Annotated in this window: 12 protein-coding genes; 5 read left to right on the forward strand and 7 right to left on the reverse strand. The window is 73.2% G+C overall.

Going from position 1 to position 13,715, the window contains the following annotated elements:
* Positions 1-20: 20 nt before the first annotated feature.
* The gene (locus Cus16_RS14615) at positions 21-1,004 is read right to left on the reverse strand and encodes a magnesium and cobalt transport protein CorA (RefSeq protein ID WP_069713396.1); all 984 of its coding nucleotides are present in this window, start codon (positions 1,002-1,004) and stop codon (positions 21-23) included.
* A 126-nt stretch (positions 1,005-1,130) separates the two neighbouring features.
* Here Cus16_RS14615 and Cus16_RS14620 point away from each other — a divergent pair, with 126 nt between their 5' ends.
* Positions 1,131-1,934 (forward strand): tryptophan-rich sensory protein, encoded by an 804-nt coding sequence (locus tag Cus16_RS14620; protein WP_083264020.1) that lies wholly within the window; start codon positions 1,131-1,133, stop codon positions 1,932-1,934.
* Positions 1,935-2,044: 110 nt separating this feature from the next.
* Here Cus16_RS14620 and ald read toward each other — a convergent pair whose 3' ends face one another.
* The 3 genes from ald to Cus16_RS14635 form a co-directional block, all read right to left on the reverse strand.
* Positions 2,045-3,145: an alanine dehydrogenase gene (gene ald, locus Cus16_RS14625; protein WP_069713431.1), complete on the reverse strand. Its 1,101-nt coding sequence runs from the start codon at positions 3,143-3,145 to the stop codon at positions 2,045-2,047.
* Between the two features lie 154 nt (positions 3,146-3,299).
* Entirely contained in the window at positions 3,300-4,328 is a 1,029-nt protein-coding gene (locus Cus16_RS14630; protein ID WP_069713398.1) for a helix-turn-helix transcriptional regulator, read from the reverse strand.
* Positions 4,329-4,376: 48 nt separating this feature from the next.
* The gene (locus Cus16_RS14635; protein WP_069713399.1) at positions 4,377-5,339 is read right to left on the reverse strand and encodes a sugar-binding transcriptional regulator; all 963 of its coding nucleotides are present in this window, start codon (positions 5,337-5,339) and stop codon (positions 4,377-4,379) included.
* Positions 5,340-5,526: 187 nt separating this feature from the next.
* Between Cus16_RS14635 and Cus16_RS14640 the strand changes: the two genes are divergently transcribed.
* On the forward strand, positions 5,527-7,269 hold the full coding sequence (locus Cus16_RS14640) for a glycerol-3-phosphate dehydrogenase/oxidase (protein ID WP_069713400.1): 1,743 nt from the start codon (positions 5,527-5,529) through the stop codon (positions 7,267-7,269).
* A gap of 69 nt (positions 7,270-7,338) precedes the next feature.
* Here the strand turns inward: Cus16_RS14640 and Cus16_RS14645 are convergent, their stop codons facing one another.
* The 3 genes from Cus16_RS14645 to Cus16_RS14655 form a co-directional block, all read right to left on the reverse strand.
* Complete coding sequence (locus Cus16_RS14645) at positions 7,339-7,995, reverse strand: histidine phosphatase family protein (protein WP_069713401.1); 657 nt, start codon at positions 7,993-7,995, stop codon at positions 7,339-7,341.
* A gap of 121 nt (positions 7,996-8,116) precedes the next feature.
* A complete protein-coding gene (locus tag Cus16_RS14650) occupies positions 8,117-9,082 on the reverse strand; it encodes a sugar-binding transcriptional regulator (RefSeq protein ID WP_069713402.1) in 966 nt (321 codons plus the stop codon).
* Positions 9,083-9,134: 52 nt separating this feature from the next.
* Positions 9,135-9,944 carry a GolD/DthD family dehydrogenase gene (locus Cus16_RS14655; RefSeq protein ID WP_069713403.1) on the reverse strand — a complete coding sequence of 270 codons (810 nt, stop codon included), beginning with the start codon at positions 9,942-9,944 and terminating at the stop codon, positions 9,135-9,137.
* 110 nt (positions 9,945-10,054) lie between these two features.
* Between Cus16_RS14655 and Cus16_RS14660 the strand changes: the two genes are divergently transcribed.
* From Cus16_RS14660 to Cus16_RS14670, 3 genes are all read left to right on the forward strand, one after another.
* Positions 10,055-11,413, forward strand: a complete 1,359-nt coding sequence (locus Cus16_RS14660) for an RbtT/DalT/CsbX family MFS transporter (protein WP_223246638.1) — start codon at positions 10,055-10,057, stop codon at positions 11,411-11,413.
* Positions 11,414-11,492: 79 nt separating this feature from the next.
* Positions 11,493-13,235, forward strand: coding sequence for a dihydroxyacetone kinase family protein (locus Cus16_RS14665; protein WP_069713404.1), 1,743 nt, complete (start codon positions 11,493-11,495; stop codon positions 13,233-13,235).
* On the forward strand, positions 13,232-13,705 hold the full coding sequence (locus Cus16_RS14670) for a ribose-5-phosphate isomerase (RefSeq protein ID WP_069713405.1): 474 nt from the start codon (positions 13,232-13,234) through the stop codon (positions 13,703-13,705). Before Cus16_RS14665 ends, Cus16_RS14670 begins: the two co-directional genes overlap by 4 nt.
* Positions 13,706-13,715 lie beyond the last annotated feature (10 nt).

A 13,715-nucleotide genomic window follows, 5' to 3' on the forward strand; every position in this document is an offset into this window, starting at 1 on the left:
GAGCGGTCAGCGCACGGGGATCAGAACCAGCGCTTGACCTTGAACACCACGAACAGGACCACCGCGAACAGCACCATCGCGAGGATGGACAGCGGGTAGCCCCAGGTCCACGACAGCTCGGGCATGTGCGTGAAGTTCATGCCGTAGATCGCCGCGATGAGCGTCGGCGCGAACAGGATCGCGGCCCAGCCGGAGATGCGCTTCGTGTCGTCGTTCTGCTTCTGCGCCGCGAGCGTCGAGTCGACCGTCAGGGCGTTCTGCAGCAGCTGCCGGAAGGTGTCGAGCCGCTCGACCGTGCGGATGACGTGGTCGAGCACGTCGCGGAACCGACGCTGGAGCTCCACCGGCAGGTGGTACTTCTCGGCACCCCGGTGCAGGTTCTCGATGATGCCGATGAGGGGCCGCGCCGCGCGTTGGAAGTCGACGACCTCGCCGAAGAGCTCGTAGATGCGCCGCGACACCCCGGTGACGCCGGCGAACAGCTGGTCCTCGATCTGGTTGATGTCCTCCTCGAGCCCGTCGATGACCGGCGCGTAGCCGTCGACGATCGAGTCCATGAGCGCCCAGAGCTGCGCCTGCGGTCCGGCGGTCACGAGGCCGGGCTTGCCGCTCATGCGCTGCAGGGCCCGCGGGACGGCGTCGCGGCCGCGCGGGTCGGCGGCGACGACCGCGAGGAAGAAGTCCTGCCCGACGAAGGCGTGCACCTCACCGAACTCCACCTCCTCCGCACCGTCGTGGTAGACCGCGGGCTTGAGGACGGTGAAGAGCGTCGAGCCGTACCGCTCGAGCTTCGGGCGCTGGTGTCCCTCGGCGGCGTCCTCGACCGCGAGCTCGTGCAGGCCGAGGGCCACCGCGACGTCGCCGAGCTCCTGGGCGTCCGGCTCGTGCAGCACGATGCACGCGCTGGCGCCCTGCTCGCCGACCAGCCGGAAGGTGTCGTCGAGCGAGGGGCACGCCATCGGCGCGATCCGGTCGACGTAGACGGTGTTGAGCGCGACGGTCACGAGGCCACCGTACGCACCCGTGCGACGCTCCGCTGCCGTCCCCCGCTCTCCTGGACGCCGGCTGCGCGCGCGGCCGGTGGACGTCGTACGGTCGATTTCATCAGCATGCTGACGAACGGAGTGGACATGAGGAAGATCTGGAAGCGCATCGCGGTCGCCGTGAGCGCGGTCGTGGCGGTCGTCGGGGCCTTCGTCGGCTCGGGTGCCGCGGGCGGGACCCCGATCCAGGACGCGGCGGGCGGGGCGCTGTCGGCGTCGTCGACCGCGATCGCGCCGGCCGGTCCCGCGTTCTCGATCTGGAGCGTCGTCTACGTCGGGCTCATCGCGTACGCGGTGCGGCAGTGCTTCCGGACCGCCGACGACGAGCGGCACGAGCGGCTGTTCGTCCCCGCGGTGCTCTCGCTGCTCCTGAACGCCGCGTGGATCCTGTCCGTGCAGTTCGGGTTCCTGTGGGCGAGCGAGCCGATCATCGTCGCGCTGCTCGCCGTGCTCGCGTGGGCGTTCGTGGTGCTCCGTCGCACCCGTCCGTCGGGCACCGTCGAAGCGGTCGTCACGGACGGCACGTTCGGGCTCTACCTCGGGTGGGTGTGCGTCGCGACGGCGGCGAACACCGCTGCGGTGCTCACGGCCGCGGGCTTTCGGGGCCTCGGGCTCGGGCAGGACGTGTGGGGCGTGCTCGTCGCCGCGGTGGCCGGACTCGTCGGCGTCGCACTCGCGGTGTGGGGTGGCGGACGCCTGGCCCCGACCGCGGCGCTCGGGTGGGGGCTCGCGTGGGTGGCGGTCGCGCGGCTCGACGGCCCGCTCGTGTCGGTGCCGACCGCGGTGACGTCGGTCGTCGCCGTCGCCGTCGTGGTGGTCGTGACGCTCGTGGTCCGCACCCGCACCGGCTGGGCTCGTGCTCGGGCGGGCTCCCCGGCGCGCACGGCGTAGCGGCGTGCCCCGAGGCTCGGCCAGGCGGACACTTCCGCGTCAGGATCTTCGCGAAAGTGTCCGTCCAGCCGAGGCTCGGCCAGGCGCGTAGCGGCGTGCGCGCCGGCGCGTCAGCGGCCCGCCGGCGCCGGGCCGTGGGCAGCGGCGACGGCCTCGTTCACCACGCGACCGGCGTGCACGTTCACGCCCTTCGCGAGCGCCGGGTCGGCGGCGGTCGCCTGCTCCCAGCCCTGGTCCGCGATCGCGAGCGCGTACGGCAGAGTCGCGTTCGTCAGCGAGATCGTGCTCGTGCGCGGCACCGCGCCGGGCATGTTCGCCACGCAGTAGTAGACGGCGTCGTGCACGCGGAACGTCGGGTCGTCGTGCGTGGTCGGCCGCGATCCCTCGAAGCAGCCGCCCTGGTCGATCGCGATGTCGACCAGCACCGCCCCCTGACGCATGTCGGCGACCATGGCGTCGGTGACGAGCTTCGGCGCCGAGGCCCCCGGGATGAGCACCGACCCGATCACCAGGTCCGCGTCGCGCAGGGCGTCCGCGATCGCGTGCGACGAGGACCGCAGCGTCGTGATGCGTCCGTCGAACCGGGCGTCGAGCGCTCGGAGGCGGGGCAGGCTGATGTCGAACACCGTGACCTCGGCACCGAGGCCGAGCGCCATCGTCGCCGCGTGCTCCCCCGCGACGCCACCGCCGATCACGACGACCCGGCCGCGCGGGGTGCCGGGCACGCCGCCGAGCAGCAGGCCGCGACCACCGTTCGTCCGCATGAGCTGGTGGGCCCCGACCTGCACGGACAGGCGCCCGGCGATCTCCGACATCGGCGAGAGCAGCGGCAGCGACCGGTCGGGCAGCTGCACGGTCTCGTACGCGATCGCGGTCGCACCGGAGGCCACGAGCGCGTCGGTCAGGGGGCGGTCGGCCGCGAGGTGCAGGTAGGTGAAGAGCACCTGGCCGGGACGGATCGCGTCGTACTCGGACGCCACCGGCTCCTTGACCTTGAGCACGAGGTCGGCGCGCTCCCACACCTCGGCGGCGGTGCCGACGACGGTCGCGCCCGCGGCCCGGTACTCGTCGTCGGCGAAGGACGAGCCGTCCCCCGCTCCGGCCTGGACGAGCACCTCGTGCCCGTGCAGCGTGAGCTCGCCCACGCCGGCCGGGGTGGCCGCGACGCGGTACTCGTTGTTCTTGACTTCGGTGGGGACGCCGATGAGCATCACGGACTCCTTCGTGGGCGGTGCAGGTGCCTCCCACGATGCGCTCGGGTTCGTTTCGACCACGTTGCGTCCGAACATCTGCGCAGTCGGTCCGGTTTCGGTGCGACGATGTTCGGCCACGCCTGGATCACAGCCAGCCGGGCCGAACCCGTCGTCAGCGGGTCCGGAGCGACTCGCTCGGCAGTTCGCCGAACCGCGCGCGGTAGGTCGCCGAGAACCGACCGAGGTGCCCGAACCCCCACGACCGAGCGATGTCCGCGACGCTCGTCTCGTCGCGGTCGCCGCGCAGCAGGTCGCCGCGAGCACCGTCGAGCCGGACGCTCCGCAGCAGGTCACCCGGGGTCTGGTCGAGGTGCCGACGGAGCGACTGCTGCAGCCCGCGGGCGCTCAACCCGGCGGCGGCGGCGATCTCCGGGGTGCCGATGGCGTCCCGCGCGTGGGCGTGCACGTACTCGAGCGCGCGACGGAGCCGGTCGTGCTCCGGGCCGTTCCCCTGGACGGACGACTGCCAGCGGTCGCGCCGCGGGAACGCCTCGACCGCGGCGGCGACGAAGGCGTCCGCGATGGTCCGCTGCACGGTCGGGGTCATCCGGTGCTCGACGTCGAGCCAGGTCGACGCGTGGGCTCGGACGGCGGCCTGCCACGTCCGGATGCCCTCGGCCGTCGGTCGTCGCATCGCCTCGAACGCGAACTCCGGGTCGCCCACGGTCGCACGCACGTGGTCGCGGTCGAGGTGCACGAGGTTCAGGCCGATGTCGCGGTGGTGCAGCTCGTACGCCTCGGCGAAGGGCAGCACCACGGGGACGCCCGGCTCGAGGTCGGCCGACCGTCCGCCGTGGGTGATCGTGCTCGAGCCGGATCGCAGCCACGCGATGACGAACTGGTCGTCGACCATGCTCTCCGTCCGCAGGTCGACCAGGAAGCGTGACGACCGCAGCGACATGCGCTCGTCGCCGACGCCCGCGAAGTCCCAGTGCGGGCGCTGCCGGGTCCGTCGGACCCGCGGCGTCCGGAAGTCGTAGTCGCCCGTGAAGAACGTCAGGGCCTCGTCGACGTCACTGCCGACGAGCCGCCGGAAGTAGCGCGCGTCGTCGTGCGACGACCCGCTCGACGGCGCCGACGACGGTGCCGCCGGGCGCTTGGTGTCGGGAGCCGGCTGACCGGGATCGCGAGGAAGCACCATGCACCAGAACCTACGGGCGACCACTGACAAAGGACGTCAGGCGCTGACTCAGGGCTGCAGGATCGCCTGCCCCACGCTCTCGTCGAGGATGAGGTCGGTGATCAGTCCGGCGGCGAGCGCGCCCTTCAGTGAGGCCGCCTTGGACCGCCCGGCCACCACGCACACCCGCCGGGGCGACCGCTTGATCGTGTCGAGGTCCGGCGCCCCCGCGCGGGCGTTCACCCCGATGTCCTTCCACGACCCGTCCGCGCGGTAGAAGACCGTCGACACGTCGCCGACGACGCCCGCCTCGGTGAGCTCGTCGCGGTCGGCCGGGTCGAGGTAGCCCCCGGAGTAGACGTGCGAGGGCACGGGGGCCTGCGGCGCGCCGACGCCGAACACCACGAGGTCCATCCGCTCGTGCAGGTCGAGCACGCGGCGGATGGAACGCTCGCGGAACAGCATCTCCTTCGTCGCCGGGTCGTCGAAGAACGCCGGCACCGGGAACTGCTGCACGAAGGCGCCGTAGGCCTCGCCGAACCGACGGAGGATCTCGGACGCGTAGACGATGCCCGTGGTCCGGGTGTTCGCGGCCCCGTTGATCTGCACGACCGTCGACCCGTGGGTGGTCTTCGGCACGAGGTACCGGCTGACGGCGCTCACGGTCGAGCCCCACGAGATGCCGATCACCATGTTCGACTCGACGTACTGCGTGAGGATCCGTGCGGCGCTCAGGGCGACGCGCTCGAGCCGGTCGACGTCGCTCGTGTGGTCCGGCACCGGCACGACGTGCGCGTGCACGCCGAAGCGCGCGCGGATGTTCCGGCTCAGCGCGGCGGCCTGGTCCAGCGGCGAGCGGATCTGGATGTCCACGAGCCCGGTGTCCCTGGCGTACTTCAGCAGGCGCGAGACCGAGGAGCGGGACGTCCCCAGCTCGTCGGCGATGGCGTCCATCGTCAGGTCCTGCAGGTAGTACAGGTGTGCGGCGCGCAGCGCCTGCTGGGTCCGCATCGGCTGCGCTGCGTCGCTCATGGGAACCGAGCATGCACGGACGTGCACGGCCTCTGCAACCCCGGTCGCGCCTCCCGGCCGCCCCTGCCCGCCCCGTTGCGGACACTGACAGGTGTGCTGCACGTTCGTGCACGTGAGTTGCCCGACCTCTCACGGAGGCGCACGATCGAAGGCGTCCCATGGAACCGACCCAAGGAAGCGACGCACCATGTCGAAGAAGACGCAGCCCCGGAACACCGTGACCGCGCTCACCGAGCGCCCGACCGCACAGGTCCTCATCGTCGGTGGCGGCATCAACGGCATCGCCACCTTCCGCGACCTCGCCCTGCAGGGCGTCGACGTCGTGCTCGTCGAGCGCGGCGACTACGCCGGCGGTGCGTCCGCCGCGTCGAGCCACATGATCCACGGTGGCATCCGCTACCTCGAGAACGGCGAGTTCCGCCTGGTGCGCGAGAGCGTGCAGGAGCGCAACGGCCTCATCCGCATCGCCCCGCACTACGTCAAGCCGCTGCAGACCACGATGCCGATCTTCTCGACGTTCTCCGGCATCATGAACGCCCCGCTGCGCATGCTCACGCACAAGCAGCGCTCGACCAAGGAGCGCGGCGCCGCGCTCATCAAGATCGGCATGACGATCTACGACTCCTTCTCGCGCGACGGCGGCTCCGTGCCGAAGCACCGCTTCCTCACGAAGAAGGCGGCGCTGGCGGACATGCCGGCGCTCAACAAGGACCTGAAGTACACGGGCACCTACTACGACGCGTCGGTGCACGAGCCGGAGCGCCTGGCCCTCGACGTGCTCAAGGACGGCCTGGCCGCCGCGCAGGGCACCGGCAGCGCCGCGACCGCCCGTGCGACCAACTACGTCGAGGCCGTCGGCACCCGGGACGGCGGCGTCCTGCTCCGCGACCGCGAGACCGGCGAGGAGTTCGTGTTCTCCGCCGAGGTCGTCGTGAACGCGTCCGGCCCCTGGACCGACCTGACGAACCAGGCGTTCGGCGGCGAGACGAAGTACATGGGCGGCACGAAGGGCTCCCACATCGTCGTGCAGAACGACGAGCTGCTCGAGGCGACCAAGGGCCGCGAGCTGTTCTTCGAGAACGACGACGGCCGCATCGTCCTCATCTACCCGCTCAAGGGCCGCGTGCTCATCGGGACGACGGACATCGACGCCGACCCGTCGCAGCCGGTGACCACCACCGAGGAGGAGATCGACTACTTCTTCGGGCTCGTGAAGCACGTCTTCCCGCAGATCGAGGTCACCCGCGACCACATCGTCTACAGCTACTCGGGCATCCGGCCGCTCCCCCGTCACGAGGACACCGCCCCCGGCTTCGTCTCCCGCGACTACCGGATCGTCGACACCCCGATCGCGGGCCTGCCCTCGACCACCGTGCTGTCGCTCGTCGGCGGCAAGTGGACGACGTTCCGTGCCCTCGCGGCGCACCTGTCGAGCGACGTCACGACGAAGCTCGGCGTGGCCCGGAAGGTCGACACGACCGGCATGCCGATCGGCGGCGGCAAGGACTTCCCGACCACGGACGCCCAGCGTGCCCTGTGGATCAAGTCGCACCGTGACGGCCTCGACGAGCAGCTCGTCGACGGTCTGCTCGAGCGCTACGGCACCCGTGCCGCCGAGGTCGTGGACGTCCTGACCGACGGCCCGGTCGAGGCGCTCGAGTCGGACCCGTCGCTCACCCGCGCCGAGGTGGCCTACTTCGCCGAGCACGAGCAGGCGGTCCACCTGGTGGACGTGGTGCTGCGTCGCACGAACCTCGCGTTCGTCGGTGGCGTGACGATCGACCTGCTCGACGAGCTCGCCGACGTCATGGCCGGGTCGCTCGGCTGGACCACCGAGGAGCGCGCGGACGAGGTCCAGCGCACCCTCGACGTGCTGCGCGAGTCGCACGGCGTGGTCGTCCCGCTGCACACGGCGGCGCAGCCCGCGTAGTCCCCACACGACCGGACGGGAGGCGCGGTGCCGGCTGGCACCGCGCCTCCCGTCCGTCACGTGGCCGGGTCAGAAGCGCTCGCCGGTCGGGTCCTGCGCCGTCCGGTCGATCAGCTCGTCGCCGCCGACCGGCTCGCCCTCCCAGTCGACCAGGCGCCAGCCGTCCTCGAAGGAGCCCTCGACCTCGACGATCCCGGTGTTCTCCAGGTGGCGCTGCGTCCCGAACTCGTCCGGGGTGTTCTGCGCGACGGCGCTCGCCCACGTCCGGATCGCGGCACCGTGGCTGAACGCCGCGGCGACGCCGACCCCGGAGGCGACGACGTGCCGCACCGCCTCGTCGTACCGGGCGAAGAACTCCTCCCCGCTCTCGGCGCCGGGCATCCGGCTGGCACGGTCGCCGGCCGACCAACCGTGCACGGTCGAGATGTACAGCTGCACCGAGGTCCGGTCGTGCTTGCCCTGCAGGTCGCCCGCCTCGATCTCCCGGAGCCCGGGCAGCGCCTCCGGCTCGAGCCCGAGTGCGGCGGCGAGGGGTGCGGCGGTGACCTGCGTCCGGACCATCGAGGAGACGAAGAGCCGCTCGATCCCCCGGTCGGCCAGGGCTGCCGGCAGCGCGTCGGCCTGCCGCTGCCCGAGCTCGGTCAGCCCGGGGCCGGGCACCTCGGCGTCGAGGACGCCGTTCACGTTGGCGGGGGTCTGGCCGTGGCGGATGAGCAGCAGTCGCATGGGCCCACCCTACGGACGCCCGGTGACCTCGCCCCTGAGGGCGGTGGTCGTGACCCGGTGACGGACGGGAGGCACGGTGCGAGACCGCAGCGTGCCTCCCGTCCGCCGCTCGGGGACGCCGTCACCCCAGGGTGTCGAGCAGGGCGCGCGCCGTCGCCGCGTCGGTCACGAGCTCGTTCACCATGCCGGCGCGCACGGCACCGACGATGCTCGTCACCTTGGCCGCGCCGACCGCGACGCCCACGGCGTGCGGCACCCCGGCCAGGACCTCCCGCGATGTCCGGACCATCCGCTCGCTGCCGGGGAACTCGACCGGTGACCCGTCGGGCGCGAAGAAGTTGAGGCACACGTCACCGGCGGCCTCGTGGAGCACGGCGTCGTCCACGGGCAGCCCGGTGGCGAACGCCTCGCGGGTGAGGACGGGGGCACCGATGCCCAGGAACGCACCCTTCGCGCGGCCCCACAGCCCGACGACGTGCTGGAACGCCGGGTCCTCGTCGAGGGTCGCCCGCATCGCCGCGGACGGCAGCGCCTGGGCGAACAGGAACGCCGGGATGGCCCCGGACCGCTGCGCTGCCGCCCGCGTGATCTCGTTCGTCTGGAACCAGGGCGTCGGGTCCGCCTGGCCCCCGACGGTCGGCACGAGCTGCACGCCCGTGAGCGGCGGCATGCCCGCGTGCGCGACGTCGGAGACCGTCCGGCCGGAGGACATCAGGACCGCGTCCCCGGGCACGAGCCCCATCCCCTCGACCGCGGTCGCGATCGGTCCGGCCAGGTCCGCGCCGAGGGTCGCCTGGTGGGTGACCGCCGCCAGGTGCACGGCGCGGAGCCCGAGCACGACCTGCAGGCGCTCGGCGAGGGCCACCGTCTCGTCCTGGAAGGGGTCGACGACCTCGATGCGGACGAGCCCGGCGCGCCGCGCCTCGGACACGAGTCGACTGACGGTCGGCCGGGACACCCCGAGCCGCTCGGCGATCTCGCCCTGGGTGGCGTCCTCGAGGTAGTACATCCGCGCCGCCTGGTAGACGGTGTCGAGCGGGAAGCGGCCCCTGGCCCCCTCCGTCACGGTCGTGCTCTCGGAGGACATGCGGCGGGACCCTTCACCTCGGTCGGACACCGCCGATCGTAGTCGGCAGCGCTCAGCGGATCGTGTACCCGCCGTCCACCCGGAGGTCGGCGCCGTTCACCATCGCGGCGGCGTCGCTCGCCAGGAACAGGACCGCCGCCGCGACCTCGGCCGGGGTCGCGAAGCGTCCGGTCGGGATCTCGTCCTGGTGCCGCACCCCGGCCTCGTTCGCCCACGCCGCGCGCCCCAGGTCGGTGAGCACGACGGTCGGCGACACCGTGTTGACGGTCACCCCGCGACCGCCCCACTCGAGCGCCAGCACGCGGGTGAGCCCGAGCACGCCGGCCTTCGACGCGCAGTACGCCGCGTGCCGGTCGAGCCCGACGTGGGCGGCCTGCGAGGCGATGTTCACGATGCGGCCCCGACCCGCCGCCAGCATGTGCCGACCGACGGCCTGCGCGAGCCGGAAGGTCCCGGTCAGGTTCACGTCGAGCGTCCGTGCCCAGGCGTCGGCCCCCAGGTCCTCGGCTGCGTCCAGCGCCACGATGCCGGCGCAGTTGACGAGCACGTCGACGGCGCCGGTCTCGTCGACCACCGCGGCGACCGTCCGGGCGACCGAGCCGTCGTCGGTGACATCGCACGCGAGGCCGAGGTGCGGCGCCGCGTCCCCGGTCGGCGGGAGGTCGGCGGCCGCGGACGAGGCGGCGTCGGCGCGGACGTCGACGATCGCGACCCGGGCACCGCGTGCGGCGGCGGCCCGGGCGATCGCGTTGCCGATGCCGGACGCCCCGCCCGTCACCAGGACGGTGCGACCGGTGAGGTCGTTCGTGAGGTCGACGTCCGCGGGACCCGGACGGAGCGCTGGGGTGTGGTCTGCAGTCATGACGGGAACGGTAGCAGTACGTGACATTGTGCATTGATGTACTCCCGTTGTACTGTCGGTCCGTCCTCGTCGTCCCGAGGACGTCCAGCTGACCGACGGAGGACCAGCCCGTGTCGACGACGACCCGCACCAGACCGACCACGACCACCACCGCCGGGGCGACCGCGACCGGACGCACGCCCACCGCCCGAGCGACCGAGGGTCGACTGGACCAGATGGGCATCCCCCGCCCGCTCGCCCTCGGCTTCGTCGCCGTCCTGCTCTTCATGACGGGGGTCGGGGTCGAGTCGAACTTCGTCGTGCCGCACGTGGTCGCGGCCCTCGGCAGCCCCGAGACCACCGTCGCGGCGATCGTCACCTGCTCCAGCCTCGCTGCCCTCGTCGGGTCGTACCTCTCGGGCGCCCTGTCCGACCTGGTCGGGCCGCGGCGGGTGATGGTCGTCGGCTTCGTCGCCTGGGTCGTGCCCGAGGTGCTGTTCCTCGTGGCGCTCGGTACCGGCAGCGTGCCGTTCGCCGCGGTCGCGTACACGGTCCGCGGCCTCGGCTACCCACTGTTCGCCTTCGCGTTCCTGGTCTGGGTCGGCATCACCACGCCGCCGCAGCGGAACGGCGCGGCGGTCGGCTGGTTCTACGTCGCCTTCACCGGCGGCCTGCCGACGCTCGGCTCGCTCTTCGCGATCGGCGCCATCCCGGCCCTCGGCGGCGGCACGGTCGGCGAGACCGGGGCGATGGCGGCCTCCGTCGTCCTGGTCACCGCCGGGTTCCTCGTCGTGCTGTTCGGCGTCCGCCTGCCGAACGGCTCCGCGCGCCTCGCCCCCGCGGACGAGAGCACCTGGCGCGTGCTGACGAGCGGCATCCGACTCCTCGCGACACGACCGCGGATCCTGATGGGGTTCGCCGTCCGGCTGATCGACACCGCACCCGAGTTCGGCATGTTCGTCGTCCTGCCCGCCGTGATCGCCGACGAGCGCGGGTGGGGGCAGCAGCGGTGGCTGCTCATGACCGTCTGCGTCTACGCCACGAACATCCTCGTGAACGCGCTGTTCGGCTGGGTCGGCGACCGGATCGGCTGGCAGCGCACCGTCCGGTGGTTCGGCGTCGTCGGCTCCGCCGCGGGCCTGCTCGCCTGGTGGTACGTCCCGCAGCTCGTGCCGGCCGGGTCGGACTGGGGCTACGTGCTCTCGGTCGTGGCGGGGTGCGTCTTCGGCTGCATGCTCGCCGGCTTCGTGCCGATGGGCGCGATCATGCCGGCGCTCGCCCCCGGGCACGAGGGCGCGGCCATGGCGGTGTACACGACGGCCGCGGGTGGCGCGGCGTTCGTCGGCACCGCGGTCGTGGCGGTCGTGCTCGCCCTGGGCGGCGGTGGCGAGGCGGTGACGTGGACGTTCGTCGGTCTCTACGCCTGCGCCTTCGCGATGGTCCACTTCCTCGTCGTGCCGCAGGACGGAGGGCACCGCGCCGCCCACTGACCGCCGACCACCACCGCGCCACCGCGCCACCGACCCCGACCCCGACCACCCAGCCCCGACAACGGAGGACCCCAGCACCATGACCACCATCCACGACGCTCCCGAGGAGTTCGCCGAGGACCAGCTCGCCGGCTGGATCGCGCTGTACGCCGACCGCGTCCGCCCCGTCCACGGCGGCGTCGTCGCCCTGCCCACCGCCGGCGCCGAGCCGCAGGTGGCCGTCGTCGTCGGCGGCGGCTCCGGCCACTACCCGGCCTTCTGCGGGCTCGTCGGCCCTGGCCTGGCGACCGGCGCCGTCGTCGGCAACGTCTTCACCTCGCCGTCCGCCGCACAGGTCTGGTCGGTCGCCCGGGCAGCCGACCAGGGACGCGGCGTCGTCCTGGCCTTCGGCAACTACGCCGGCGACCGGATGAACTTCGGGCTCGCGGCCGAGCGGCTCCGCGCCGAGGGCATCGACACCCGGATCGTCACCGTGACCGACGACGTCGCCTCGGCCGCGGACCCCGCCGACCGACGCGGGATCGCGGGGACCCTCGCCGTGTTCAAGGCCATGGGCGCCGCGGCCGCCGCAGGGGCACCGATCGACGAGGTCGAGCGGACCGGCCGACGCTGCAACGCCGCGACCCGGACGATCGGCGTCGCGGCCTCCGGCTGCACCCTGCCCGGCGCGGAGCGGCCGCTGTTCCGCGTGCCGGACGGGCACCTCGGGCTCGGTCTCGGGATCCACGGCGAGCCGGGCATCCGCGACGTCCCACTGCTCTCCGCGACCGCGCTCGCGGCCCTGCTCGTCGACCGGCTCCTCGACGAGCGTCCGGACGGCGTCGGCACGCGGGTCGCGCCGGTGCTCAACGGCCTCGGCGACACGACGCAGGAGGAGCTCTTCCTCCTGTGGGGCCGGGTGCTCCCCCTGCTCGTTGCCGCCGGCCTCGAGGTCGTCGAGCCCGAGGTCGGCAACGTCGTCACGAGCCTGGACATGGGCGGGTGCTCCCTGACCCTGCAGTGGCTCGACGACGACCTCGAGCGCCGGTGGCGGGCGGACGCCTACGCACCGGGCTACCGCAAGGTGGCGGCGCCGGTCGCCGCGCTCGTGCCGGCCACGGCGGTGGCCGAGGCCGCCGCGGAGGCGACCGTCGCGCCGGCGGCGAGCGCCGCCTCCCGGACGGCCGCCGGAGCCGCACGCGCCGCGGTGGTGGCGATGGACGAGCTCCTGCGCGACGCCGAGGAGACGCTCGGTCGCATCGACGCGGTCGCCGGCGACGGCGACCACGGCCGCGGCATGGTGAAGGGGGTGGGTGCGGCCCGACGGGCGGTCGAGCAGACCGGCCGGGAGGCAGGGGTCGCCTTCGTCCTCGGCCGCGCCGGTGAGGCGTGGGCCGCCTCCGCCGGCGGCACGTCCGGGGTGCTCTGGGGTGCCGCGCTCGAGGCGTTCGGTCGGTCGCTCGGCGACGACGCGGACCGCCTCACGGCGGCCGACGTCGTCGACGCGGCGCAGGCGTTCGCCGACGCGATCGTGCACCTCGGCGGTGCGCAGCGCGGCGACAAGACCCTGCTCGACGCGCTCCTGCCGTTCGTGGACGCGCTGCGTGCCGCCGTGGGGTCGGGCACGCGGCTGGACGAGGCGTGGCGGACGGCCGCCGCGGTCGCCGTCGAGCAGGCGGCCGCCACCGCCGGACTCATGCCGCGTGTGGGCCGGGCACGGCCCCTCGCCGAGAAGAGCGTCGGCACCCCGGACGCGGGTGCGACGTCGATGGGGATGGTGCTCACGTGCGTCGGCGAGGTGCTCGCCGCGCGCGTGGACGACCGGGAAGGGGTGACGGCATGACGTTCCGTCTGGTGATCGGGTCGGACGACGCGGGGTTCGACCACAAGGAGGTCCTCCGACGCGACCTCGAGGCCGACGACCGCGTGGCGAGCGTGGTCGACGTGGGCGTGGACGCCGACGGGCACACGGCGTACCCGCACGTCGCCGTCGAGGCGGCGCGCATGGTGGCCGACGGCCGAGCCGACCGGGCGCTCCTGGTCTGCGGGACGGGTCTGGGCGTGGCCATCGCCGCGAACAAGGTGCCCGGCATCCGTGCGGTGACGGCGCACGACCCGTTCTCGGTCGAGCGGTCCGTGCTGTCGAACGACGCGCAGGTGCTCTGCCTCGGCCAGCGCGTGGTCGGCGTCGAGCTGGCGCGGCGACTCGTGCGCGAGTGGCTCGGGTACACGTTCGACCCCGCCTCGCCGAGCGCCGAGAAGGTCCGGGCGATCTGCGCCTACGAGGGAGGGGTGTCCGAGGAGCTGCGCTGACGGTCGATCC

The sequence above is a fragment of the Curtobacterium sp. ER1/6 genome, from assembly GCF_001742745.1.
In the GTDB taxonomy this organism is placed as follows: domain Bacteria; phylum Actinomycetota; class Actinomycetes; order Actinomycetales; family Microbacteriaceae; genus Curtobacterium; species Curtobacterium citri.

Excerpts from the sequence above, each read along its gene's own strand:
- Cus16_RS14630 (WP_069713398.1), bottom strand. The coding sequence starts at position 4,328 with ATGGTGCTTCCTCGCGATCCCGGTCAGCCGGCTCCCGACACCAAGCGC.
- Cus16_RS14620 (WP_083264020.1), top strand. The coding sequence starts at position 1,131 with ATGAGGAAGATCTGGAAGCGCATCGCGGTCGCCGTGAGCGCGGTCGTG.
- Cus16_RS14670 (WP_069713405.1), top strand. The coding sequence starts at position 13,232 with ATGACGTTCCGTCTGGTGATCGGGTCGGACGACGCGGGGTTCGACCAC.
- Cus16_RS14655 (WP_069713403.1), bottom strand. The coding sequence starts at position 9,944 with ATGACTGCAGACCACACCCCAGCGCTCCGTCCGGGTCCCGCGGACGTC.
- Cus16_RS14665 (WP_069713404.1), top strand. The coding sequence starts at position 11,493 with ATGACCACCATCCACGACGCTCCCGAGGAGTTCGCCGAGGACCAGCTC.
- Cus16_RS14645 (WP_069713401.1), bottom strand. The coding sequence starts at position 7,995 with ATGCGACTGCTGCTCATCCGCCACGGCCAGACCCCCGCCAACGTGAAC.
- Cus16_RS14640 (WP_069713400.1), top strand. The coding sequence starts at position 5,527 with ATGTCGAAGAAGACGCAGCCCCGGAACACCGTGACCGCGCTCACCGAG.
- ald (WP_069713431.1), bottom strand. The coding sequence starts at position 3,145 with ATGCTCATCGGCGTCCCCACCGAAGTCAAGAACAACGAGTACCGCGTC.
- Cus16_RS14635 (WP_069713399.1), bottom strand. The coding sequence starts at position 5,339 with ATGAGCGACGCAGCGCAGCCGATGCGGACCCAGCAGGCGCTGCGCGCC.
- Cus16_RS14650 (WP_069713402.1), bottom strand. The coding sequence starts at position 9,082 with ATGTCCTCCGAGAGCACGACCGTGACGGAGGGGGCCAGGGGCCGCTTC.